At 57.9% G+C, this 24,073-nt stretch carries 15 protein-coding genes; 7 read left to right on the top strand and 8 right to left on the bottom strand.

Annotated features, from left to right (window positions below; all coding sequences use genetic code 11):
* Nucleotide 1 precedes the first annotated feature (1 nt).
* The 6 genes from cyoB (at nucleotide 2) to G5315_RS15375 (ending at nucleotide 5,801) form a co-directional block, all read left to right on the top strand.
* Nucleotides 2-1,978: a cytochrome o ubiquinol oxidase subunit I gene (cyoB, locus tag G5315_RS15400; RefSeq protein ID WP_421333306.1), complete on the top strand. Its 1,977-nt coding sequence runs from the start codon at nucleotides 2-4 to the stop codon at nucleotides 1,976-1,978.
* A gap of 4 nt (nucleotides 1,979-1,982) precedes the next feature.
* Entirely contained in the window at nucleotides 1,983-2,597 is a 615-nt protein-coding gene (locus G5315_RS15395; protein WP_041208604.1) for a cytochrome o ubiquinol oxidase subunit III, read from the top strand.
* Nucleotides 2,598-2,927, top strand: coding sequence for a cytochrome o ubiquinol oxidase subunit IV (locus G5315_RS15390; protein WP_421333305.1), 330 nt, complete (start codon nucleotides 2,598-2,600; stop codon nucleotides 2,925-2,927). It begins immediately after the preceding gene.
* A gap of 11 nt (nucleotides 2,928-2,938) precedes the next feature.
* Complete coding sequence (gene cyoE, locus G5315_RS15385; RefSeq protein WP_216953248.1) at nucleotides 2,939-3,835, top strand: heme o synthase; 897 nt, start codon at nucleotides 2,939-2,941, stop codon at nucleotides 3,833-3,835.
* Nucleotides 3,836-3,995: 160 nt separating this feature from the next.
* Nucleotides 3,996-5,366: an MFS transporter gene (locus G5315_RS15380; RefSeq protein WP_421333304.1), complete on the top strand. Its 1,371-nt coding sequence runs from the start codon at nucleotides 3,996-3,998 to the stop codon at nucleotides 5,364-5,366.
* Between the two features lie 60 nt (nucleotides 5,367-5,426).
* The gene (locus G5315_RS15375; RefSeq protein ID WP_005337730.1) at nucleotides 5,427-5,801 is read left to right on the top strand and encodes a DUF805 domain-containing protein; all 375 of its coding nucleotides are present in this window, start codon (nucleotides 5,427-5,429) and stop codon (nucleotides 5,799-5,801) included.
* An 81-nt stretch (nucleotides 5,802-5,882) separates the two neighbouring features.
* Here G5315_RS15375 and G5315_RS15370 read toward each other — a convergent pair whose 3' ends face one another.
* From G5315_RS15370 to manA, 8 genes are all read right to left on the bottom strand, one after another.
* Nucleotides 5,883-6,986 (bottom strand): ElyC/SanA/YdcF family protein, encoded by a 1,104-nt coding sequence (locus G5315_RS15370; RefSeq protein ID WP_421333303.1) that lies wholly within the window; start codon nucleotides 6,984-6,986, stop codon nucleotides 5,883-5,885.
* Between the two features lie 319 nt (nucleotides 6,987-7,305).
* Nucleotides 7,306-8,058, bottom strand: coding sequence for a DNA/RNA non-specific endonuclease (locus G5315_RS15365; protein ID WP_110302399.1), 753 nt, complete (start codon nucleotides 8,056-8,058; stop codon nucleotides 7,306-7,308).
* A gap of 233 nt (nucleotides 8,059-8,291) precedes the next feature.
* Nucleotides 8,292-10,184, bottom strand: coding sequence for a PTS fructose transporter subunit EIIC (locus G5315_RS15360; protein WP_421333302.1), 1,893 nt, complete (start codon nucleotides 10,182-10,184; stop codon nucleotides 8,292-8,294).
* A gap of 442 nt (nucleotides 10,185-10,626) precedes the next feature.
* Nucleotides 10,627-13,065 carry a GH92 family glycosyl hydrolase gene (locus G5315_RS15355; RefSeq protein ID WP_421333301.1) on the bottom strand — a complete coding sequence of 813 codons (2,439 nt, stop codon included), beginning with the start codon at nucleotides 13,063-13,065 and terminating at the stop codon, nucleotides 10,627-10,629.
* A 305-nt stretch (nucleotides 13,066-13,370) separates the two neighbouring features.
* Entirely contained in the window at nucleotides 13,371-15,893 is a 2,523-nt protein-coding gene (locus tag G5315_RS15350; protein WP_421333300.1) for a GH92 family glycosyl hydrolase, read from the bottom strand.
* 62 nt (nucleotides 15,894-15,955) lie between these two features.
* The gene (locus tag G5315_RS15345; RefSeq protein WP_421333299.1) at nucleotides 15,956-18,358 is read right to left on the bottom strand and encodes a GH92 family glycosyl hydrolase; all 2,403 of its coding nucleotides are present in this window, start codon (nucleotides 18,356-18,358) and stop codon (nucleotides 15,956-15,958) included.
* Between the two features lie 55 nt (nucleotides 18,359-18,413).
* Entirely contained in the window at nucleotides 18,414-21,110 is a 2,697-nt protein-coding gene (locus G5315_RS15340) for a GH92 family glycosyl hydrolase (protein WP_421333298.1), read from the bottom strand.
* Nucleotides 21,111-21,749: 639 nt separating this feature from the next.
* The gene (gene manA, locus G5315_RS15335) at nucleotides 21,750-22,940 is read right to left on the bottom strand and encodes a mannose-6-phosphate isomerase, class I (RefSeq protein WP_216953257.1); all 1,191 of its coding nucleotides are present in this window, start codon (nucleotides 22,938-22,940) and stop codon (nucleotides 21,750-21,752) included.
* Between the two features lie 116 nt (nucleotides 22,941-23,056).
* On the opposite strand from manA, the gene G5315_RS15330 reads away from it, so the two are divergent.
* The gene (locus G5315_RS15330; RefSeq protein WP_005347181.1) at nucleotides 23,057-23,932 is read left to right on the top strand and encodes an AraC family transcriptional regulator; all 876 of its coding nucleotides are present in this window, start codon (nucleotides 23,057-23,059) and stop codon (nucleotides 23,930-23,932) included.
* The last annotated feature ends 141 nt before the right edge of the window (nucleotides 23,933-24,073 follow it).

Below are 24,073 nucleotides of genomic sequence, written 5' to 3'. Positions count from 1 at the left end.
GATGTTTGGAAAATTAACACTCGATGCCATTCCGTTCCATGAACCCATCATCATGGTGACGGTAGCCGGTATCATTTTGGGGGGGCTGGCCGTTGCCGGCCTGATCACCTATTTCGGCAAGTGGCAATATCTGTGGAAAGAGTGGCTTACCTCGGTCGACCACAAGCGTCTTGGGGTCATGTATCTGATCCTGGGTATGGTCATGATGCTGCGCGGCTTCGCCGACGCTGTGATGATGCGTACCCAGCAGGTGATGGCTTCGGCTGGTGGTGACGGCATTTTACCGCCGCATCACTACGACCAGATCTTCACCGCCCACGGGGTCATCATGATCTTCTTCGTGGCGATGCCACTGGTGATCGGTCTGATGAATATCGTCGTGCCGCTGCAGATCGGTGCCCGTGATGTGGCTTTTCCCTTCCTCAACAACATCAGCTTCTGGTTCACCGCCGCTGCCGTGGTGTTGATCAACATCTCCCTCGGGGTCGGTGAATTCGCCCAGACCGGCTGGCTGGCCTATCCGCCCCTCTCTGGGCTGGAGTACAGCCCGGGGGTCGGGGTTGATTACTGGATCTGGAGTCTGCAGATATCGGGTCTGGGCACCTTGCTGACCGGCGTCAACTTCTTCGCCACCATCATCAAGATGCGCGCTCCTGGCATGACCATGATGCGTCTGCCGGTGTTCACCTGGACGGCTTTGTGCTCCAACGTGCTGATCATCGCCTCCTTCCCGATCCTGACCGTCACGGTGGCCCTGCTCACCGCCGACCGTTACCTAGGCACCCATTTCTTTACCAATGACATGGGTGGCAACATGATGATGTACATCAACCTGATCTGGGCCTGGGGTCACCCCGAGGTGTACATTCTGGTGCTGCCGGTGTTCGGGATCTTCTCCGAAGTGGTGGCCACCTTCAGCAAGAAGAAGCTGTTCGGTTATACCTCGCTGGTGTGGGCGACCGTCGCCATTACCGTGCTCTCCTTTATCGTCTGGCTGCACCACTTCTTCACCATGGGTTCCGGCGCCAACGTGAATGCCTTCTTCGGCATCACCACCATGATCATCTCCATCCCGACCGGGGTGAAGATCTTCAACTGGCTGTTCACCATGTACCGCGGTCGCATCGAGTTCACCTCGCCCATGTTGTGGACCGTCGGCTTCATTATCACCTTCAGCATCGGCGGCATGACCGGGGTACTGCTCTCGGTACCGGCGGCCAACTTCGTGCTGCACAACAGCCTGTTCCTGATCGCCCACTTCCACAACGTCATCATCGGCGGCGTGGTGTTTGGCTGCTTCGCCGGTATCACCTACTGGTTCCCGAAAGCGTTCGGCTTCAAGCTCAACGATGTCTGGGGCAAGCGCGCCTTCTGGTTCTGGATTGTCGGCTTCTTCGTCGCCTTCATGCCGCTCTACGTGCTGGGCTTCATGGGCATGACCCGTCGCGTCAGCCAGCATCTGGATCCCCAGTTCCATGGCTGGCTGGTGGTGGCTGCCTGTGGTGCCGCGCTGATTGCCGTGGGGGTTCTGTGTCAGGTGATCCAGCTGGTGGTCAGCATCCGTGACCGCGAGCAGAACCGCGATCTGACCGGTGACCCCTGGGGTGGCCGTACCCTGGAGTGGGCAACCTCTTCCCCGCCGCCCTTCTACAACTTCGCCATCGAGCCGAAGATCAAGGGACTGGATGCCTTCTGGGAAGCCAAGCAGGACGGTTCTGCCTATCAGCAGCCCGAGCACTACGACCCGATCCATATGCCCAAGAACACCGGGGCAGGGGTCATCATCGCAGGCTTTGCCACCGTGTTTGGTTTTGCCATGGTCTGGCACATCTGGTGGATGGCCATCGCCGGCTTCATCGGCATGATTGCGAGCTGGATCATCCACAGCTTCAACGACGACGTGGATTACTACGTGCAGGTTGACGAGATCGAGCGGATCGAGCGTCAGCATTTTGAAAATATCAACAAGGTGGCGTGAAGCAATGGCGACCGACGTTCTACATCACACTCACGACGGTGCCCATGATCATGGGCACCACGATGCCGGTGCCAACAAGGTATTCGGTTTCTGGATCTACCTGATGAGTGACTGCATCCTGTTTGCATGCCTGTTTGCAACCTATGCAGTCCTGGTCAACGGCACCGCCGGCGGCCCGAGCGGCAAGGATATCTTCGAGCTGCCGTTCGTGTTTGGCGAAACCATGCTGCTGCTCTTTAGCAGCATCACCTTCGGTTTTGCCATGCTGGCGATGAACAAGAACCAGCTATCCGCCGTCAACGGCTGGTTGCTGGTGACCTTCGTGCTGGGGGCCGGCTTTATCGCGATGGAGATCTACGAATTCCATCACCTGATCGCCGAGGGCTATGGCCCGGATCGCAGCGCCTTCCTCTCCGCCTTCTTCACCCTGGTCGGTACCCACGGTATCCACGTGACCAGCGGCCTTATCTGGATCATCGTGATGATGGTGCTGGTGAGCAAGAAGGGGCTGACCGATCGCAACCGCTCCCGCCTGATGTGCCTGAGCCTGTTCTGGCACTTCCTCGACGTGGTGTGGATCTGCGTCTTTACCGTGGTCTATCTGATGGGGGCAATGTAAATGAGTCATTCCGTTGACAATCACGGCGCCAGCCACGGCAGCGCCAAGAGCTATCTGACCGGCTTCGTGCTGTCAGTCATTCTGACCGCGATCCCGTTCTGGATGGTGATGGATGGCTCCGCCTCCCACGGAACCGTGCTGGCCACCGTGGTTGGCATGGCGGTGGTGCAGATCTTTGTCCATCTGGTCTACTTCCTGCACATGAACACCTCGTCCGAGGAGCGCTGGAACCTGGTGGCACTGGTCTTTACCGTGCTCATCATTGCCATCGTGGTCGTGGGTTCCCTGTGGATCATGTACAACCTCAACATCAACATGATGGTCCACTGAGCAGGCTGGCAATGATGAAGCAATACCTGCAAGTGACCAAGCCGGGCATCATCTTCGGCAACCTCATCTCGGTGATCGGGGGATTTCTGCTGGCTTCAAAAGGAAGCCTGGACCTGCCCCTGTTCATGCTGACCATGGTGGGTGTTTCGCTGGTGGTGGCCTCCGGTTGCGTGTTCAACAACTACATCGACCGGGATATCGACTGCATCATGGAGCGCACTAAGAACCGTGCTCTGGTGAAGGGGCTGATCGCCCCCGGCGTATCGCTCTGGTACGCCACCGCGCTTGGCATGGCGGGCATTGCACTGCTCTATTGGGCGGCCAATCCGTTGGCTGCTCTGCTGGCGGTGCTGGGCTTCATTGTCTATGTGGGGGTCTACAGCCTCTACATGAAGCGTCACTCGGTCTACGGCACCCTGGTGGGCAGCCTCTCCGGCGCCGCGCCGCCGGTCATCGGCTACTGTGCGGTGAGCGGTCAGTTCGACTCGGGGGCCTTGATCCTGCTGGCGATCTTCAGCCTGTGGCAGATGCCGCACTCCTATGCGATCGCCATTTTCCGCTTCAAGGATTATCAGGCGGCCAACATTCCGGTGTTGCCGGTGGTGAAGGGAATTTCGGTGGCCAAGCACCACATTACCCTCTACATCCTGGCCTTTATGGTGCCGACCCTGATGCTGTTCCTCGGCGGTTACGCCGGCTACAAGTATCTGGTGGTGGCCACTGCGGTGAGTGTCTGGTGGCTGGGGATGGCGCTGTCGGGTTACAAACAGCTGGTTGATGATGCTCTCTGGGCGCGCAAGCTGTTTATGTTTTCCATCGTCACCATTACCTGTCTGAGTGTCATGATGTCGGTAGACTTCCAGCCAGAGGCCGAGCCTGTGGCGCTGGTGAGCATGTTGCTCCGATAGTGTGCGTTGCTTCCGATTGCATGAGATCCAGAGCCGGGAACCTCCCCGGCTCTGTTATTATGGGGCCGCCCATCGGGTACTTTTCCCCTCTGTCGGGTGTGGCATGGCGCGTGTCGGCCACCCCTTGAGTCTTCCTTTTCCCTGACCTATCGAGGCCATCATGAATGATTTCACCATGACGAGGGGCGAGCGCCGTGCCACCTGGGCGCTCGGCTCCGTCTTCTCGTTGCGCATGCTCGGCATGTTTATGGTGCTGCCGGTGCTGACCACCTACGGCATGTCGCTGGCGGGGGCCTCCGAGGCGCTCATCGGCCTGGCCATCGGCATCTACGGCATGACCCAGGCGCTGTTCCAGATCCCGTTCGGTCTGCTCTCCGACAAGGTGGGCCGCAAGCCCCTCATCGTCGGCGGCCTGCTGATGTTTGCCCTCGGCAGCGTGATCGCGGCGCTGACCCACTCCATCTGGGGGGTGATCCTCGGCCGCGCCCTGCAGGGCAGCGGCGCCATCTCGGCCGCCGTGATGGCGCTCTTGTCGGATCTCACCCGCGAGCAGAACCGCACCAAGGCGATGGCCTTCATCGGGGTGAGCTTTGGCATCACCTTCGCCATCGCCATGGTGACCGGCCCCCTCATCACTCATGCGCTGGGACTCTCCGGCCTGTTCTGGCTCATCGCCCTGCTGGCGCTGGGGGGCATTGCCGTCACCCTCTGGCTGGTGCCGACACCGACAACTCATCTGCTCAATCGCGAGTCCGGCATGGTCAGGGGCGGGATGCGCACTGTGCTGACCAATCCGCGCCTGCTCAAACTCAATCTCGGCATTTTGTGCGTGCATACCCTGTTGATGTCGAGCTTCGTGGCGTTGCCGCCGCTGCTGGAGCAAGCGGGTCTGCCTCGGGACAGCCAGTGGCAGGCTTATCTGGTCACCATGCTGATTGCCTTCGTCAGCGTTGTACCCTTCATCATCTATGCCGAGACGCGCAGAAAGATGAAGTTGGTGTTCCAGATCTGCGTGCTGGTGATGTTCAGCGCCGAAGTGGTGCTGTGGCAGGCTGGCCTGCAGCTGTGGGGCCTGCTCGCCGGCCTGCAGCTCTTCTTCATCGGCTTCAACGTGATGGAGGCGTTGCTGCCATCCCTGATCAGCAAGGAGTCGCCACCGGGTTACAAGGGTACGGCCATGGGGATCTACTCCACCAGCCAGTTTATCGGAGTGGCTATCGGTGGCAGCCTGGGGGGCCTGCTCTACAGTCTGGGTGGTGGCGCCCTGGTGTTTGGCGGCTGCTCTGCGCTGGCCCTTGTCTGGCTCGGGGTCAGCCTTACCATGCAGGAGCCCCCCTATGTGAGCAGTCTGCGCATCCTGTTACCGGAAGGGGTGGAGGCGAGCCCTGCACTGGAGCAGAAACTCCGAGCCTGCGACGGGGTGAACGATGTACTGCTGGCACGGAAGGAACGTTCGCTCTATGTGAAGGTGGACAGCAAGCGGGTCAGTCGCCAGGATCTGGAGCTGCTGGTGATCGACGCCGGACACTGATCGCGCTAAGCTCGGTTCGGATCTGCAACTACTTGTTTTTGAAAACAGTCTGGAGGCGCAATGAACTGGTATATCTCGGTCCTCAAGCAATATGCGGTATTCAGCGGGCGGGCCCGTCGCACCGAATACTGGATGTTCGTGCTGTGCAACGTCATCGTCATGTTGCTGCTCGGCATGGTGGACAAGCTGATCGGCGGCGACAATGAGCTGATAAGCTCCATCTATTCGCTGGCGGTGCTGCTGCCATCGCTGGCGGTGGCGGCCCGTCGTCTGCACGATACCGACCGCAGCGCTTGGTGGCTGCTGCTCGGGCTCATCCCCATTATCGGCACCCTGGTGCTTATCTACTTTATGGTTTGCAATGGCCAGCAGGGGCCAAACCGCTTCGGTGACGATCCCAAAGCGGCCCCCTCACAGGGCTTTATCGTCAGCTAACGGGCGAGGCTTGGCCAATCATCGGTCAATAAAAGAGAGGGAGGCATCGCGCCTCCCTCTCTTTTTCGTGTTGATGGCCGATCAACGCTCGATCAGCGGGGCGGAGCGGTAGCTCCACATGCCGTAGGTGCGCAGGGCGTCGCGGTAGATGCCGAGCAGCTCGCTCTCGCTCGGGGTGGCCAGCTCCTCGAGGGGTTTGTCGGGGTAGCTGACGCTCGCCACCTTGATGTTGGCCGGGCCAATCTGGTCGCAGGCGATTTCCAGCACCGTTTGACCGCGGCGTACATGGCTAGCGGAGCTTACCAGCACCGCATAGTCAATCTGGTGGCGGGCGAGGGCATAGGCGCTGTAGAGGGCGTTATCCACCGTGCTGGTGGCGTAGTTCTCTTCAATCAGGCGGCTGCGATCGATGCCGTGGTTGGCCAGCCAGTCGGCCATCAGCTTGCCCTCGGTCTGGCGGTTCTGGGGCATGCCGCCAGTCAGGATGAGCAGCGCTTCCGGGTCGGCTTTGGCCAGCTCAAGGGTGGTTTGCAGACGGCCCAGCAGGATCTTGTCCATGCTGCCGTCGGGATTGAGGGCGTAGCCCAGAGTGACGATGGCGCGTTTGCCCTCCCTGCTGGCCTTGACCTGATCCTCGGTCAGTTCGGTCTGCAGCGGGGCGGCGATGATCCGCTGCACCCGGGCGATGATCTCCTCCAGATCGGCAGCGCGGCCACTGTTGCGATCCGCCACTTTCGCCAGATAGCTGCGGGAAGCCTCCTTGTTACCCTTCACCAGCTGCCAGATGGCGAGATAGCTGTTGATGTCGAGATCATCGGGGGCGACGGCCTGCGCCTGCTCCAGCAAGGTGATGGCGCGGCTCAGGTTGCCGTTGTAGATCTGGGCGTTGGCCGCCGAGATGAGCAGGTCGGTGCGGTAGGGTTCAAGCTGGTAGGCGGCCAGCAGCCGCTCGGTCACCAGCTCCATATTGCTCGGCATCTTGGCGGTAAAACCGGCGTGGGAGATCTTGGCAGGCGACTTGTAGATCTGCAGCGCTTCGCCGAGCAGCATATCCACCGCCTGGCGTTTGCTGACCAGGGTATTGAGGTCGTGCTCCATCTGCATCGAGCTCTCGGCCGCTTGCAGGGCGAGGGGCGAGAGCGCCAGCAGGCCGCCGAGGGTGAGGGCAAGAAGGGTCTGTTTCATCAAAAGGTCCTCTGTCGGGCTGAATCACGCCGTGGGCTCCGGTTTCGGGCCGATACAACGAGGCAAATGTGCGTCAATTCAGTCTGTTAGTGCCAAAGAGGGGGCAATATACCAGCTAACGGTGCGGTAAACTGTGAGTCGGGGCGGGTCGTCGGGCGATGCCACACCAGTGGCCGCAAAAGTGGCCGCAAAGGGTCAGCAGCCATCTGAAAGGGCAGGGGGAGCGTGACTCCCCCTGCTGGGAGGGGCGTTGGCCCCTCCCTCTATCGCGATTCAAGAGAGCTGGGGTGTCAATCCATCTGTTGGCGAGTGTTCGCAGTCAGTTCCACATCGGGGAGATGCGGGCTTCCAGCGTCTCTTGCTGCTCTTCGGGCATATCGCTGAAGAAGTTGAGCTGGGTCTGCTCCTCCACCTCGCGTACCGAGACCCGGTAGTCGGCGATCTGGCTGATAGGCACCTCTTCCTGCGGCATGATAAAGGCGATGGCCTGCAGTCTGGCCGGGTCCATCACGATCTTGTAGTAGGCGCTCGGGATCGCCACCCCCTGACCGATGGACTCTTCAGAGCCGGTAAAGATGGGGCCGGTGATCACCTGCACATCCTTGCGGGAGACCGCCCACTTGTTCACCTTGTCCTCCAGCACTCGCCACGCCTTCTGGTTGAGCACTCCGATCTGCGGCGTCATGTTGCTCAGCAGGAAGCTCTCTTTCATGGTGTTCTTGTTCGATTTCATGTCCCCCGCCGGGGCCTGATGGCCACGGTCGTAGCCCGAGCCCTTGTAGTCGGAGAGGGTGGCGCGGTAGGCAACCGGGATCTCCCTGTCCTCGGCGAAGGCATCCTTGCGCGGCACTGTGCCCTGTGCGCTCTGGGCGGTCATCCGGTAGGAGACCCAGTCCGCCACCTTGTAGTCGTAGTTGTAGCCGACGGCATACCCTTCACGGCAGAGCTTCTGATCCGATTCGGAGGGGAGGCCAAAGCGCACGTGCTGGCCGCATTCCCAGTTGGCGGCCAGCAAGGGGGTGGCAGTGAGGGTGAGGGTAACAGCCAGAACCAATTTATTGATTTTTATCATTTTTGTGATGCTCCAGTTTAGTAGGCGGAGCCATTTGACATGAGATCTGACCAGCGCTTCAATTGCTGTTTTTTTACACGTCACCGTTCTGTGACGGCTCGCCAAGATCCGTGATGTGACTGGTTAATATGTTTTAAATCAGTGGCTTGGTCGGTGGGATGATGTGCGGTTGCTCGGCAGACAACGAAAAGGGGCCCGCGATGGGCCCCTTATGATGAGCGGTCTGACTGCTATCAGGCGGCGTTTGCCTTGTTGCCCAGCGTGCGGGCCAGCAGTGCTTCCGGATTGTGAATCGCCTCCTTGGTCTTCACATCGATGACCTCGATATCGGTGAAGCGTTCACGGTATTTGATGGCCACATCGTGGGCGAAGATGACGCAGCGGGCGTTGGCGACATCCTTGGCGGTGATGCGGTTGATGATGCCGTTGGCGCCCTGGGTCTCGACCTTGATCTTGATCCCCTGCTTGGCGGCGGCCTTCTGCAGGCTCTTGGCGGCCAGGAAGGTGTGGGCCACGCCAGACGGGCAGGCAGTGATGGCCAGTACGTCCGCTTCTCCTTCCGTTTCAATGACTTCGAAGCTGGTTTGGGTGGCGGTCACGTCATCTTCTTCGCTCACCGGCTTCTTCAGCAGGTTGACGATGATGGCGGTGGTCAGGGCGCCGAGGATGGTACCCAGGATGTAGCCCATCTTGCCTTCAACAACCGGCAGGACAATCCAGCCACCCCAAGGGGCGTGGTTGATACTGTGCATCATAAAGCCGGTGATGTTGCCGACGATACCGCCTGCGACGATGGCCGGGATAACACGCATGGGGTCAGCAGCAGCAAACGGGATGGCACCTTCACTGATACCGATCATGCCCATGATGGCGGCCGCTTTACCGGATTCACGCTCCTCTTTCTTGTAACGCTTCGGAGACATGAAGGTCGCCAGTGCCATACCGAGCGGTGGCACACAGATGGCGATACCGACGCCGCCCATCAGCCAGGGCTGGGTGTTGACCTGAGTCTGGGCAAACAGGGTCGCAACCTTGTTGACCGGGCCGCCCATATCGAAGGCAGTCATACCACCCAGAATGGCACCCAACATCACTTTACCTGAGCCCGCCATGCTGGAGAGCCAGTGGTTCATCCCTTCCATCATGGCGGCGATCGGGGCACCGATCCCCCACATCACGATGCCACACACCAGAAAGGTACCGATCAGCGGATAGATGAAGATGGAACCAAGCGAGGTCATGGAGTCAGGCAACTTGATCCGCTTGAGCTGATTGACCACGAAACCGGCGATAAAACCCACCAGAATGGCGCCGAGGAAACCGGTTTGATAGTGCTGAACGGCAATCCAGGAGCCGATCATGCCCGGGGCCAGGCCCGGCTTGTCAGCCAGCGAGTAGGCGATGTAGCCACCCAGTACAGCGGTAAACAGGGTCAGACCGGCGATACCCATGGTCGCCATGTCTTTGAGGAAGCCCGCTTCCGGCACGGCGCCCTTGCCGCTCATCATCACCGACAGTGACAGCAGCACACCGCCTGCCACGATGAAGGGGATCATGTGGGAGGTACCAAACAGCAGGTGCTGCTTCATGGTGTTGAGGCGATCCTTGAAGGTGCGATCGGTGGGTTCAACCGGAGCAGTGGCTGCCGGTTTGGCGGCTGGCGCCGGTTTTTGCACTTTCGGGCCTTGCTTGAGCAGGGTCAGGGCTTGCTCGACAGTGGTGGCCGCCTTCATCTGCTCGATAAAGCCCGGCTCCAGCAGACGGGTGGAGAGCTCCGCCAGCACTTCGATGTGGTGGTTGGCGCCGCCATCCGGGGAGGCGATCATAAAGATAAGCTGGGTCGGTTTGCCATCTTCGGCGCCGTACTCGATACCCTGACGGCTGACACCGATGGCTATGGCCGGACGGCTGACCGCCTTGCTCTTGGCGTGGGGCAGGGCGACACCCTGCTCGAAGCCGGTGCAGTCCAGCTGCTCGCGGGCCCAGATATCCTTGACGAATTGCTGTTGATCAGACACGGCGCCATCGCGCGCCAGCATCTGTGCCATCTCGTCGAACAGAGCCTCCTTGCTGGTGGCCTTCAACTCCAGGCAGATGAGTCTGCCGTTGGTCATGGTGGGTAACATCTCACTCTCCTTCCCTGTAAGGGCTAAGTCATGCGTTGCGAATTGGGCTCATTATTGCCCTCACGGGTAGGGTTGGACAGGCGATGAATGTAGCAATAACTGGATTTTTGTTGCATGGTTTTGCTGGTGTGATCCAGCTCGCAAAGTGTTGAACTTTAACTCAGTAGTGGTTTTTGTTTAATTAATGGCAGGATGTGACAGCGGTCAAGATATGACAGAAAAACCCTTGTAATGGGATTTACAGCCATTTTTTGCGGTTTATTGCCCGATTTAAGGCATATTTGAGAAAAACGGCTTAATGGCTGAACCTGGGCTTCCCACTGGAAAATAAAATGGCCCAGCGCTGATTGGATTTTATCAATCCATCTGGCGTGGGCCGTCGGGTATCACAAAGTGACATTTTCGGATTGCGTGCTGAATGTCACTTCAATGCTATCGATCGTTACTTTTGTGGCGGGGTATCGCCCATCACGAAGTGGAGGTTGCCCCCCGGTACAAACTCCTTGTGCTCGAAGAAGAGACCATCCTTGAGCGGTTTGCCATTGATGGTGACCGACTGGACATAGCGGTTCTTGGCGCTGTTGTTATCGGCGATGATGGTGAAGGTTCCCCCCTTGACCGGGATGGTCGCTTTGGCAAATAGCGGGCGGCCAATGGTGTAAACGGGATCTGCCGCATTCACCTGATAGAAGCCAAGTGCTGACATCACATACCAGGCAGACATGGAGCCCACATCCTCGTTGCCTATGATGCCTGCCGGGGTGTTCGAGTACATGGTGTCGAGGATGTAGTCGACCGTCTCCTGAGTTTTCCAGGGCTCCGATGTCCAGTTGTAGAGGTAGGGGATATGGTGGGAGGGTTCATTCCCGAAGGCCACCTGACCCATCATCCCGGTCATGTCAGCGGTCTCCGACCCCTGACTCTCGGCGGCAAAGGTGGCGTCCAGATTCTGCTTGAAGGCCTCTTCTCCGCCCATCGCGGTTTTCAGACCCTTGATGTCATGGGGCACAAACCAGGTCCACTGCCAGGCGTTGCCCTCGGTATAGTTGCCGGTCTCATGTTCGGTGCCATAGGGATCAAACGGCGTCATGAAGGCGCCATCGATCATCACCGGACGCATGAAACCGGTCACCCCGTACTGGGCGTATTCGGCCGCATTGTGGTCGAAGTAGCGCTGATAGCCGTTAGAACGGGCCAGATAGCGCGCTTCGGCCACCGGGTTGCCGGCCGCCTTGGCGATCCGGGCGATGGCCCAGTCATAGAAGGCGTTCTCCAGACCGTAGGAGACCGACTCGAGGGTGTAGTCAGCGAAGACGGGCTGACCGTCGATCCGCTGCACTGCCGGGGCAAAGCCGTTCTTTTCGATGTAATCGATGTGGTTGGTCAGGGTCTTGTCCAGCACCGCCTTGTCCCACTCGGTCGCCAGCATGGGGTAGTTGGTATAGGTGGAGGAGTCGATGGCGGCCGTGAGCGCCAGATTTTTCTCCTGCGCAGTGAAGGCATCGGGGTATTTGGTGATGGCGTCGGCAATCACCACCACCGCCGGATAGCCCACCATGGTGCCTGTCTCATCCCCCAGATGCTCCCACTTGGGCAGCAGGCCGCTCTCCAGATACTTCTGGAGCAGGTTCTTGGCATACTGCACGGCGCGGGTGGGTTCGGTGATGGTTTTAAGCGGGTGCAGCGCTCGCTGGGTGTCCCACAGTGAGTAGACCGAGAAGTTGGGCTGATCTTCGCTTGCCTGGCCATAGTGGATGGAGTAGCTGCCTTCCCCCTTGGCCTGCGCCCCTTTGCCCATGCCGCGGTAGTTGCCATCCACATCCTGATGGACGATGGGGGCGATCTTGGTGTGGTAGAGGGCGGTGTAGAAGATCTCGTTTTGCTCCTTGCTGCCCCCCTCGATGGTGAAATTGAGGGCGTTGGCCCACTTCTCGCGGGCGTTGGCGCGGGCCTCGTCAAACGAAACATCCCCTTCGGCCTGGTAGTTGTTCCATGCGCCGGTGGCATCGACCGCCGATAGGGCAACTTTGGCGTTCAGTTGGGCTGAGCCGCCCTCTTCAAATTCGACGTAAGCGGTGACATCCGCTTTGGATTTGGCCTTGTGCTCGGCGCTCAAGCCCTCTACCGGCACACCACCAGCGAGGATGTAGACCCCTTTGATCTTCTTGTCGAAGGTCGCATGGAAGAAGATCTTCTGGTTTTTCGCCCAGCCGGAGAAGTGAGTCGCATCTCGCTCGCCGGTGATGGTGTAGCCATCTTCGCTGACGGTGAGTTTGTTGCGCAGCGAACTCGATCCCCAGTCGCTGTTGAGGATCGAGTTCAAATCGATCTTCAGCCGTTGGGGTTGCCCCTGCGGATAGGTGTAGCGGTGAAAGCCCACCCGCTCGGAGGCGGTCAGCTCGGCCTTGATGCCATTCTCGGCGATGCGCACCGCATAGTAGCCAGGCTCGGCCTGCTCGGATTTTTTGTCCATTTTGACCGAGATGGCTTTGCGGTAATCATCGCTTTGCTCGATGTATTTGGATTTATCTTCGGTAAAGGGCAGGAACAGAATATCCCCCAGCCCCCCCATGCCGGTGCCTGAGAGGTGGGTGTGGGAAAATCCGAACAGGGTATCTTTGTCAAAGTGATAGCCGGAGGAGGAGTGCCAGCCGATCAACTCGGTATCCGGCGAGAGTTGCACCATGCCCTCCGGTACCACAGGGCCGGGAAAGGTGTGACCGTTAAAGCCAGTGCCAACGAATGGGTTCACATATTGCAACACATTGGTTGGCGTTGGCTTTTGATCGTCGTTATTGTCGCTGCTGTTATCTGAATCGCAGCCGGATAACATGGCTACTGTGCTGGTCAGGGCAATGGCCAGAATATTTTTCTTGAACATATTGAGCGGCTCCATCGGGTAGAGGGTGAGCAGTCATGATCTATTTTTATGAGACCGGAGCGATCCCTGAGCAATATTGGTGCTCGATGGCATTGATCCCGGCGAGCACTATTATTCCCATGCCATCTGTTTCATCGACAGAGTAAAAAAGTGTCATTCACTAGACTTTTGTGGCAAGGCGTGCTGTTTGTGATCCGGGTATCATGTAATTGCGTGCGGTATATTTTTGAACATTTTTGTTAGTGAACAAAAAAGAGGCCCAAAGGAAGCTTTGGGCCTGAACATATATTGATAGTGCATGATGGTTATTTATTATCTGAGCGGATCGGTTTTTGCGCCGTCATGATAAATTTCAGTTCACCACCGGCACGAATATCGCTGTGATTGAATGTCAGGTTTTCCCCCAATGGTTTGCCATTGATGGTGACCGATTCCACATAGATATTTTGGGTGCCATTGTTTTCGGCGATCACGGTGAATTTTCCGCCATCGATATCCATGATCACCTTGTCAAACAGTGGCCGACCTATGGTGTAGACCGGGAGCCCCGGCGTGACCTGATAGAAGCCCAGCGCACTCATGATGTACCAGGCGGACATTTGCCCCACATCCTCATTGCCAATCAGCCCTGTGGTGGTCGGGTGGAAGAAGCTGCGCACCGCCTGATCCACATACTCCTGGGTTTTCCACGGCTCCTTGGTCCAGTTATAGAGATAGGGAACATGGTGATCCGGTTCGTTCCCCATCACGAACTGCCCGATATAGCCGGTCATATCCCCTTGCGAGGTATCAGCGTTGGAGTTGGCGGTGAAGAGGGCATCCAGATTCTTCCGGAATCCCTCCTCGCCCCCCATCACCTCTTTGAGCCCCTCGATATCGTGGGGAACAAACCAGCTCCACTGCCAGGTGTTGCCTTCGGTAAAGTCCTGCCCCCTGTGCTCGGCCCGATAGGGCCAGAAGATGTCATAACGGCTGCTGTCGTTGGTGTCACAGTTTTGTGGTGGTGTAACGGGATTGCCGTTTTTATCGATGGCGCAGGAGGGGTAATTGTTGACCCAGCTGCCATCGTAATTTTTGGGGCGCATAAAGCCGGTCGCGCCATAGTTGCCATATTGCGCCGGGTTGTAGTCAAAATAGGCGCGCCAGGTAGTCGCCCGGGCCAGATAGCGGTTCTCCGCGGATTTGTCGCCAGCCAGTCGGGCCAGCTGGGCGATGCACCAGTCATAGTAAGCATTCTCGACACCGTACGAGACGGATTCGTTGACCAGCTCATCGTACTTGTCCTGGGCCATGCCGCCCTCTTCCGGCTTGTATTTGACGTTGGCCGGAACATAGCCGTGCTGCTCGGCATACTGACCGTGGCGGGTCATCACGGTGAAGCGCTTGTCACCGTTCCAGGGATCCTGATAGGGCACCCAGGTTTTGGTCAGCGCGAGGTCAAAATTGGCGGAGACGTTGGCCGCCTGCAATGCCAGCTTTATCTCTTCCGGCGTGAATGCATCCGGATATTTGACGATGACATCGGCGATGATGGAGACCGCCGGGTAGCCGACCATCTCGCCGGTATAGTCGGAGTGCAGCTCCCATTTGGGCATGATGCCGCCGGTTTTATATTTGTTGAGCAGATCGTGCACATAGTCGATGGATCGCTCTTTTTCGATGATGGTCTTCAATGGGTGGGCGGCGCGGAAGGTGTCCCACATGGAGTAGACCGAATAGTTGGTAAAGCCCGGCTTGGCCTGATGCACCTTGCCATCCATTCCGCGATATTGACCATCCACATCCTGATAGACGAAGGGGGCGATGTAGGTGCGATAGAGCGAGGTATAAAACATCGTCTTGTCGGCATCGCTGCCACCCTCCAGGGTGAACTTATTGAGCACTTTCGCCCATGCCTGCTTGTTCTCCTGCACCACCTGATCGAAGCGGTAGCCATGTTCATCGGCGCGCAGGTTGGCCACGGCCCCCTCAATGCCGGTGCCCGAGATGGCCATCTTCATGGTGATGGGCCGTTCCCCTTTGGCAAAGTTGAGCTGGGTCACCACATCCCGTACCCGGGGTCTGGTTTCGCCATACCCGATGTAATCGGCCAACCCCACCTCGGCGTCGTTGCTCAATTTGCCATCGACATAGAGGATCTGATCCACAAACGGCTCGGAAAACTCGGCGTAGAAAAAGACCGTCTGCCACTGCCCCCACTCGTTGCTGGTTCTGGCTCCGGCAATGGCGTTGTCGCTCATCCGCTTGAAGTAAATATTGCGGGAGTGGTTACCGTACTGCTCCAGCAGCTCGTGCTGCAGATCAAGCTGGACTTTACGATCTTCACCCGCCGGATAGCTGTAACGGTGGAAGGCGACCCGCTGGGTGGCAGTGAGTTCGGCCTTGATGCCGGTCTCTACCAGATCCGCTTTGTAATAGCCCACCTCCGACAGCTCGCCAGGCTTGTTGATGGTGACCGGGTCGGTATTGTTGCCGGTGAAGGGCAAGAAGGCGAAATCATTGAGATCCCCCTTGCCTGCCCCCGAGATATGGGTGCTGCTGAAGCCGGAAAGCTTGGCCAGATGGTGGTGATAGTCGGAAGGGGATCCCTTGCCATTCCAGTTGGCCGGATTCCAGTTGTCCGGGCCCGGCTGGATCATCCCTTCCGGCATGACAGGGGCCGGATTGACATTGCCCAGCCCATCGGTGCCGATCAGCGGATCGACATATTGCAGCACCTGCAGGGCATTATCGGGGCGGCCATTGTCAGTAGTCTCATCGTTTGTGTTGCAGCCATAGAGGCCAAGCAGGGCTGTCACCATGATGGCCAGCTTGTGGGGTTTGAACATTGTTGTTCCTCAAATTCCGGAGATGAAAAAGCGGCAAGCCGGGTGGCTTGCCGCTTGTAGAGTTACGGGGTCGGTTGCTGGTTGGTCATCACAAAACGCAGCTCACCACCGGGACGGATCTCGCTGTGGGCGAAGGTGTTGTACTGGTTGAGTGGCTTGCCATTGATGGTGACCTCTTTGACATAGAGGTTGTCCGGGCTGTTGTTCTGCGCTACCACGTTGAACTGACCGTCGGGCAGGTTGATGGTGACCTTGTCAAAGATGGGACGACCGATGGTGTAGGTCGGGTCGCCCGGGGAGATTTGATAGAAGCCCATGGCACTCATGATGTACCAGGCCGACATCTGGCCGACGTCTTCATTGCCGATCAGGCCATCCGGGGTGGTTTTGTAGAACTCCTTATAGACCCGGTCGAGGTACTCCTGCGCTTTCCAGGGCTGGGCGGTGCGATTGTAGAGATAGATGACGTGGTGTGAGGGCTCGTTGCCATGAATGTACTGCCCGATGTAACCGGTCATGTCCTGATGTGCTTCGCCCCCGTTGGGGTCGGCGTTGAACAGGTTGTCGAGCTTGTCGTTCAGTCCCTGCTGGCCACCCATGATCTCGGTCAGCTTGTCGAGATCCTGCATGAAGGACCACTGCCACTGCCAGGCATTGCCCTCGGTGTAGTAGAAGGCATCCGACTTGTAGGGATCGAAATCGGCTGGCGCGTATTTCAGGGCGCACGGGTCACCGTTTTTCAGCTCGGTCGGTACGAAGAAGCCTTTGCCATCGGCATTGCCAGCCTGGGGATCCCAATGTTTGAGCGAGTTGTAGGATCGTGCCTTGAACTCCTGATAGGTAGTCATGTCGCCCGCGGCTTTCGCCATCTCGGCGATGGTCCAGTCGTAGAAAGAGAACTCCAGCGAGTAGGAGACAGAGTTCCAGTTGGGATAACGGACGCACTGCTCTTTCTCGTGATAGCTGAGCTGACCGGCCATCAGCGAGCTCAGGATGTCGTCATGGATCTGCGGGTAATCGGCAGGCCGGTAGTGGGCCGATTTGACCGAGGCTTCCAGTGCCTCTTGCGCATCGATCAGCCCCTTGGTCACCGCATCGGCAAGGATGGCCGCCGAGGGGTAGCCAATCATGGTGCCGGTTTCCGAGCCGTGGCCTTCCCATTTGGGCAGCAGGCCGAACTCCACGTTGGATTTGCGGATCAGATCCTTGGCGTAGAGAGTCGCCTGTGGCGGGTCCATGATGGTCCACATGGGGTGAACGGCGCGGAAGGTATCCCAGGTCGAGTAGATGGAGTAGTTGGGGGTATCGCCAGGTTGCAGGGTGCGCAGGGTGCCTTGCATATCAAGATACTTGCCATCCACATCGTAGAGCTCGATAGGGGCGATCATCATGTGGTAGAAAGCGGTGTAGAAATTGGTCTTCTCGGTTTCCGTCCCCCCTTCGGTTTTGAGTGTTGCCAGCTTTTCGGCCCACGCGTATTCGGCGTCTGACTTCACCTTGGCAAAATCAAAGGAGGGGGCTTCCGCTTCCAGATTCTTCTGTGCTCCTTGCCAGCTCACCGCCGAGATACCGACCCGGATCTCGAGCGGTTGGTCACCCTGGCCAAAATTGAGGTAGGCGGTCAGGTCATCCCCTTGATAGACGCTGTTGGGGCGCATCTCCCGGGTCGGCATCTTGTCCTGCTCGCCCAGCATGGCCCTGGCCACAGGTTGGTTGAATTTGGCGTAGAAGAAGATGTTCTGGCCCTGATGGTTCTGTCCCTGGAACCAGCCAGTGGAGGTTTTGCGGCCACGCAGGGTGTACTCATCCACCACTTCGATTTTGTTTTTCAGCGATTGGCCGTTGTTGTTCTGCAGGGTATGGCCCAGATCGAATTTCACATTGCGATCAGCCCCCTTGGCAAAGGTGTATTTGTGCAAACCGACCCGTTTGGTGGTGGTCAGCTCAACTTCAATCTCCCCCTTGTTCAGTCTGGTTTTGTAATAACCGGCGCTGGCGTGCTCATTGGTTTTGTCAAAGGCGTTTATCTGGGCGTCGGCCATCTCGGCGTAGGGCAGTACCAGAATGTCGCCCAGATCGGTGGCGCCGGTGCCGGAGAGATGGGTATGGGAGAAGCCGTAGAGCGGAACATCGGTTGCGACGATCTCGCCCGTGAGGTAATTGGAAGAGTCCCAGTAGCCGGAGGCTGAGTGCCAGGGGTTGAGTCCGCTCTCGTGATCGGTATTGGAGCCAATAAAGGTATCCGGCGAGAGTTGCACCATGCCAGCCGGGCGGGTGGCGCCGGGGAAGGTGTGGCCTGATGCGGCGGTGCCTATCATGGGGTCAACGTATTTCAGTACCGACAGATCGACAACCGGAGTTACCGGTTTCTCGATAGCGGTAGACTCGCTCTCACTGTTGCAACCGGCGATGCCACCGGTCAGTGCGGCAATCACCGCAAGAGAAAGAAGATTGCACTTGAACATGGTCATTCCATTTTTGAGTAGTGATGGGGGAGGAAGTCCTCCCCCGAACAGGTGATTAACGGGAACCGGCAGGCAGGTCGCCTTCGTGCAGGAAGGTGCCGATACCTTGCGCGGGCGGCAGATCTTCCGGCTGGCTGCCCCAATTCTGGTTGGGGCTATCGCCCATCACGAATTCAAGCTTGCCGCCACTGAGGATTTCCTCATGGGTGAGGTAGCTGCGATTGAACTCGCTGCCATTGAGGCGAGCGGACTGGATGTAGATGTTGTCGCGGCTGACATTCTGGGCCGTGACGGTGAACTGTTTGCCCGCACCCACATCGAGCGAGGCGGTTTCGAACATGGGGGTGCCAATCTCGTAGATGCCGGAGGAGGCATTGACCGGGAAGAAGCCCAGCGCCCGGAACACGAACCAGGCAGAGAGGGTGCCAAAGTCATCGTTGCCACAGATGCCGTCAGGGGTGTTCTTGTAGCAGACGTTGGTGGCTGCCACGATGGCGGCCTGTCCCTTCCAGGGCTGTCCTACGTAGTTGTAGAGGTAGGGCACATGGATATCGGGCTCGTTGCCCTGCACATGCTGTCCCACGTTGCCGGTGTTGAATACCGGGAACTGGTTGTCGCCAGCGTTGCGATCCGGATAGGTACTCCAATACTCGTCCAGCCGTTTGGCAAACAGTTCGCCCCGTTTGGCCTGAGGATTCTGGGTCTGGTCGAAGCGGGTCATCAGATCGACCAGGCCATGAATGTCATGTTGAACGCTGAAGGCGTATTGCCAGCCGTTGGACTCGGCGAATGACCAGTTGAACATGTCGGGGCGCCAATCCTTGCCCACTGCCCGGCCGGTTTTCGGGTCTACCCAACCGGCATCAATGAAGTTGCCAGCGTAGTCGCGGGCCTTGAACCACCCCTTGTACTGCTTGCCGCCAAAGTCAAACTGCGCCTGCCAGTTCTTGGATCGATCGGCAAACTCCTGATAGCGGGGGTCACTTTCGCCAAATACTGCCTTGATCGATTGGGCGATCGCCCAGTCATTCATGGAGTACTCCAGCGAGTAGGATGAGGTCCAGGCATCCTTGAAGGGGGAGTGAGATTCCCAGTCATTGCCCGGCGGTGTGTCATGCAACTGGGCAGGTACATAGCCTTGCTGCTCGTACTCCTTGATCCAGGCGACCCCCTGGCTGGTGGCTGCGCGGGCGTCGGTGATCATGGCGGTCACCAGTCGCTCCTTGATCTCCTGACGTTCCGCATCGCTGAAGCCCAGCGCGATCATCCGTCTGTCCAGCGAGCCTTTGGAGAGCACGTCGTGGATCACCGGCGTGGAGTGCATCCCCATCATCATGCCGGTCTCGTTACCCTTGAAGGTCCACTCCGGCAATCTGCCCTTGCGCAGGTTGCCCAGATCGTCCATCCACTCCTCCTCGGCGTAGGAGAGCATGGAGAGCACCACATCGGCGAGGCGATCCGGCTCCAGCAGTGACGAGAGGGGTTGTACTGCGCGGTAGGTGTCCCACAGGGAGAAGGTGTCGTAACGGGTAAAGTCCGCTTTGCCATCCCGGTTGGCATCGGCGGTGCGAACCGACTCCTTGAGGGTATCGATCTGCTCGCCCCACGGTGTGTTGCCATCCGGATAGGCGTTGCGCCCCTGATGCACCTGGCGGTAGCGTCCGTCCAGATCAGAGTGAATGGTCTGGCCCAGATAGGTGTGGTAGAGCGCGGTATAGAAGGTCTGTTTGTACTCCTCATCCCCACTGACCCGGATCTTGCCCAGCTCCTTTTCCCATTTTTTGGTCGCAGCCTGACGGACATCGTCAAACGACATATTGGCCACTTCGGTCATGTTGAGTGAGGCGCCAGCGTTGCCATCCCGGCCGATCTCGACGTTGGAGAGGGCTACCTTGGCCTCGACAGTCAAGCCCGCCGCTGCGGTATCAAATTCCACATAGGCACGCGCGTACTGATATTTGCCACGGGTCTCGTTGCCGATCTCGGTGGTGCCTTCCGGCAGGTCCAGATAGCGGTTCTGGTCTTTGTCAAAGTAGGCGAAGCGGATGTTTTTGATGGGCTGGTCGAACTCCATCACGAAGAACTCTTTCTGGCTGGGGGCCCAGCCGTCAGAGAAGCGATGGCCCTCGATCCGGTTGTGGGTTTTGTCCCATTTCAGATAGGAGTCGGAGGTGTAGTCCCAGTTGACCTTGAAGCCGAGGTTGACCACGATTTCCGATTTTTTATCTTGCGGGAAGGTGTAGCGATGAACCCCCACCCGATCCGAGGCGGTCAGCTCGGCCTTGATCCCGTAATCCTTCAGATTGACCTTGTAGTAGCCCGCCGTTGCCTCTTCATCCTTGTGGCTGTAGCGGGAGGCCTCCAGATTCAGTGAGGCCGACCCCTCGTTCAGCATGAAATTGGAGCGTGAGTTGATCGGCATCACCAGAATATCGTTGAGATCTCCAGCTCCGGCCCCCGAGAGGTGAGTGTGGGAAAACCCGGCGAGGCGGTTGTCGTGGTAGTAATAGCCGGAGATATATTCCCAGCCATTGGCCCCATTATTGGGCGACAGTTGCACCATGCCATGCGGGGTAGTGGCACCAGGATAGGTGTTGCCCAAATTACCTGTGCCGATGAACGGATTGACGTAACGGGAGACGTTCGTCTCTTTATTGTTATCGACAGCGGTATCCGAGTCATTTTGACAACCGGATATACCAACCAGGCCAGCCAGTACGGCACACGCGAGCAGGGAACGTTTCAGTTTCATATTTGTCGCCACAGGTTAATGAAAGTAGGGTATCGAACGTATAAAAACAGATAATGCAGAATGCCGGGCCAGCCAATGAATATCTGCCGGATGAGAGAGCCATCTGCATGTATTACCCCGACTGTCACTGGATATAGAGGGTGACGGGGGGAATATCAGCCAGATAAAATGGATAGTGAAAACGTTCTGGCCATACAGGCGGAAAAATAAATGCGCAGGAAAATAACAGGCACCTATAGCCTGATTTAAAAAATCGCCCCTTACACTTATGAAATAAGTGGCTGAGCTGTGTTACATCTGGAGTATATAAATGCTCTTAAATGTTTTTCCTGCTGCCTGTAAATTAACGGTTTCTATTATTTCGTTGATTAATATCCTGGGACAGAGGAAAAAAATGGCATTAACTGGATTTTTATGACGTGTGGGGAAGGGTGTGAGCTGGCTCGCATAACTGCAGGGTGGCGTGACCAGGGAGGCTAAATGATATTAATCATTATAATTCAGCGTGTTATTCTTCGATGTTGAGTTAAATGACCGATTTTGTGAGTCGTACCGGGCTCTACATGGTCAGATGAGCTGAAAAAAAGGGCCCTGCTGGGCCCTTTGAACAGAGAGTGATGAGCCGATGGCCCACCAGGATCAGCGGTTGCTGGCGCGGGCAAAACGCCCTTCAGCCGTCACGCGATAATCGCCGGTGCTGGCGGGTACAAATGCAGATTGCCCTATGGTCAGTGTCAGACGCTCACCATCCTGGCCAATGAGGGTGATGGGCCCATCGATGGCGAACAGGATCTCGGCATTGCCGGTGGTGAGGGCATGTTCGCCTGCGCCATATACGCTGAAGGTGAAATCCGGTACCGGCACGTCGAAGTGCTGTACTGTGCCTTCCATGCGAGGGGTGAGCAGGATCTGGTCGTCCGGTTTGGCGACACAGCGGGTGCAGGCCAGCAGCTCCGGCACATCCATGTATTTGGGGGTCAAACCGGCACGCAGCACGTTGTCGGAGTTGGCCATGATCTCGAGGCCAGTGCCGTGGATGTAGGCGTGGGGGGTCTGGGCATCAAGGAACATCGCCTGACCCGGCTCAAGTGTCACCACGTTGAGCAGCAACGGCGAGAAGAGCCCCACATCCCCCGGGTACTGGTTGGCCAGCTTGCTGATGGTGGCGAAAGTCTCTTCATCCTGATGGGCGGCGGCATAGGCCAGCAGGCGAGCCAGCGCCTCGTCCTTGCGATCACCGCTGAGGATCAGCAACTGGTGGAAGAAGTGCCGCAGGCCAGCTTCATCCTGTGACTGGCGAAGCGCCGCGGTCAGGTCGACCAGGGCGGGCAGCGCCATGCGATCGAACAGGGCCAGGATGGCCGGGATGGCGCGAAAGCCGTTCATCGCCTGATAGCGGGTGAGGGCAAAGACCAGCTCCGGCTTGTGGTTCGGATCCTTGTAGTTGCGGTTGCTCGCCTTGATATCGATGCCTGCGGCCTCTTCTCTGGCAAAACCGGCTTCGGCCTGTGCCTTGCTCGGATGTACCTGAATGGAGAGGGCTTGCTCGGCGCAGAGCACCTTGAACAGGAAGGGGAGTGAGCCGAAACGAGCCTGGGTAGCTTCGCCCAGCATGGCGACGGGGTTGGCGTCAATCAGGCTGGAAAGCTTCACGGTCTCGCCTGCCAGGGTCACTTCGGAGCAGCCATTGGGGTGAGCGCCCATCCACAGTTCAGCTTGTGGTTTGCCTTCGGGATTTTTGATGCCAAACAGCGTGGTCAGGGAGTCACGACTGCCCCAGACATAATCCTGGATCGGGTTGCACATTAGAAAAAACGGCGGGTAGCTCATGGATGGCTCCTTGTATCAGAACGATTTTTTGGGAATTTCAGTCTGGCGCGGACTATAGCATGGCAGGGGCAGCGCACCGCAATCGGTTGCTCTCTGCATCTTGATCAGGATCATTCATGAGTATCATCTTTACCCAGCTGTTGGACGGCTTTCTAAGTGAGGGGGGAGGCTTTGAGAAGGTGTTGTTTGCCTCTGACAAAGGGGTGCCTCCCTGCTTCAGTTATCAGGTCAATTTTCCGCGTCTCGAGCTGGTATTCAGTGGCCACTATCTCAACCAGATCTGGTCCCCGGAAGGGGATGTGCAGTCGGTACAGATGGGGCCGCGGGAGGCGATGTACATTCCCCCCAACGGCTGGAACAAGCCGGATTGGGACAATGACTGTTCCGTGCTCAGCCTGTTGTTCGGCAAGCGTCAGATAGGGTTCAGTCTGGTGAGCAAGCACAAGGGAGACACCGGCTTCTTCGATGTGCAGAAGCACAGTATTCAGGCCGGTGCCGGACGGGCGCTCGATCATATCCTGCTCTCCCTCAACACCCTTGCGCAGGAGCCGATAAGGGCACCGATGGACAATCACCTGCTGCAGGCGCTGCTAAGTTATTCACGGCAGTTGCTGGTGGAGTCGGAGAGCGGTCGTCCTCGTGGCTCCGATCTTTTTCACGGCATCTGCATCTACATTCAGGAAAATTTCCACCGCCCCATCAGTCGCGAATGCATCGCCGCCCGCTTCAATCTCTCCCCCAGCCACCTCTCACGCCTGTTCCGCCAGCAGGGGCACATGCGGCTAGCGGACTACATCAGCTGGGTGCGGCTGGAGCGGGCCAAGTTCATGCTGAAAAAGTATCGCTTCCGTCTCGAAGAGGTTGCCAATCGCTGCGGGTTTACCGACGTGAACTACTTCTGCCGGGTGTTCAAACAGAAGACCGGCTTGACCCCTTCCCAGTACCGTTCCCTGAGTCAGCCGCAGGCGGCGGCCAGCGAGCTGGAGGGATAACGGGGCGGGGTCGGCAAGGCGTTGTGACGGTGCACTGGCGGGTGGCTACCTCTTTGGTCTGACATGCTTTCTTGTCGTTTTATTATGAAAATGAATGGGCTAAGATGGCCGCGCGCAACAAACAAGTTGATAACAAACGGA

Origin of the sequence: Aeromonas sp. 603607 (genome assembly GCF_049171595.1) — a bacterium.
Lineage (GTDB): Bacteria > Pseudomonadota > Gammaproteobacteria > Enterobacterales > Aeromonadaceae > Aeromonas > Aeromonas veronii.
This window is presented reverse-complemented; position numbering and strand designations above follow the sequence as displayed.

Coding starts and splice junctions, on each gene's coding strand:
- manA (WP_216953257.1), bottom strand. CDS start 22,940: ATGAGCTACCCGCCGTTTTTTCTAATGTGCAACCCGATCCAGGATTAT.
- G5315_RS15370 (WP_421333303.1), bottom strand. CDS start 6,986: ATGAAACAGACCCTTCTTGCCCTCACCCTCGGCGGCCTGCTGGCGCTC.
- G5315_RS15380 (WP_421333304.1), top strand. CDS start 3,996: ATGAATGATTTCACCATGACGAGGGGCGAGCGCCGTGCCACCTGGGCG.
- G5315_RS15355 (WP_421333301.1), bottom strand. CDS start 13,065: ATGTTCAAGAAAAATATTCTGGCCATTGCCCTGACCAGCACAGTAGCC.
- G5315_RS15330 (WP_005347181.1), top strand. CDS start 23,057: ATGAGTATCATCTTTACCCAGCTGTTGGACGGCTTTCTAAGTGAGGGG.
- cyoB (WP_421333306.1), top strand. CDS start 2: ATGTTTGGAAAATTAACACTCGATGCCATTCCGTTCCATGAACCCATC.
- G5315_RS15345 (WP_421333299.1), bottom strand. CDS start 18,358: ATGTTCAAGTGCAATCTTCTTTCTCTTGCGGTGATTGCCGCACTGACC.
- G5315_RS15395 (WP_041208604.1), top strand. CDS start 1,983: ATGGCGACCGACGTTCTACATCACACTCACGACGGTGCCCATGATCAT.
- G5315_RS15375 (WP_005337730.1), top strand. CDS start 5,427: ATGAACTGGTATATCTCGGTCCTCAAGCAATATGCGGTATTCAGCGGG.
- G5315_RS15340 (WP_421333298.1), bottom strand. CDS start 21,110: ATGAAACTGAAACGTTCCCTGCTCGCGTGTGCCGTACTGGCTGGCCTG.
- G5315_RS15365 (WP_110302399.1), bottom strand. CDS start 8,058: ATGATAAAAATCAATAAATTGGTTCTGGCTGTTACCCTCACCCTCACT.
- G5315_RS15350 (WP_421333300.1), bottom strand. CDS start 15,893: ATGTTCAAACCCCACAAGCTGGCCATCATGGTGACAGCCCTGCTTGGC.
- G5315_RS15360 (WP_421333302.1), bottom strand. CDS start 10,184: ATGTTACCCACCATGACCAACGGCAGACTCATCTGCCTGGAGTTGAAG.
- cyoE (WP_216953248.1), top strand. CDS start 2,939: ATGATGAAGCAATACCTGCAAGTGACCAAGCCGGGCATCATCTTCGGC.
- G5315_RS15390 (WP_421333305.1), top strand. CDS start 2,598: ATGAGTCATTCCGTTGACAATCACGGCGCCAGCCACGGCAGCGCCAAG.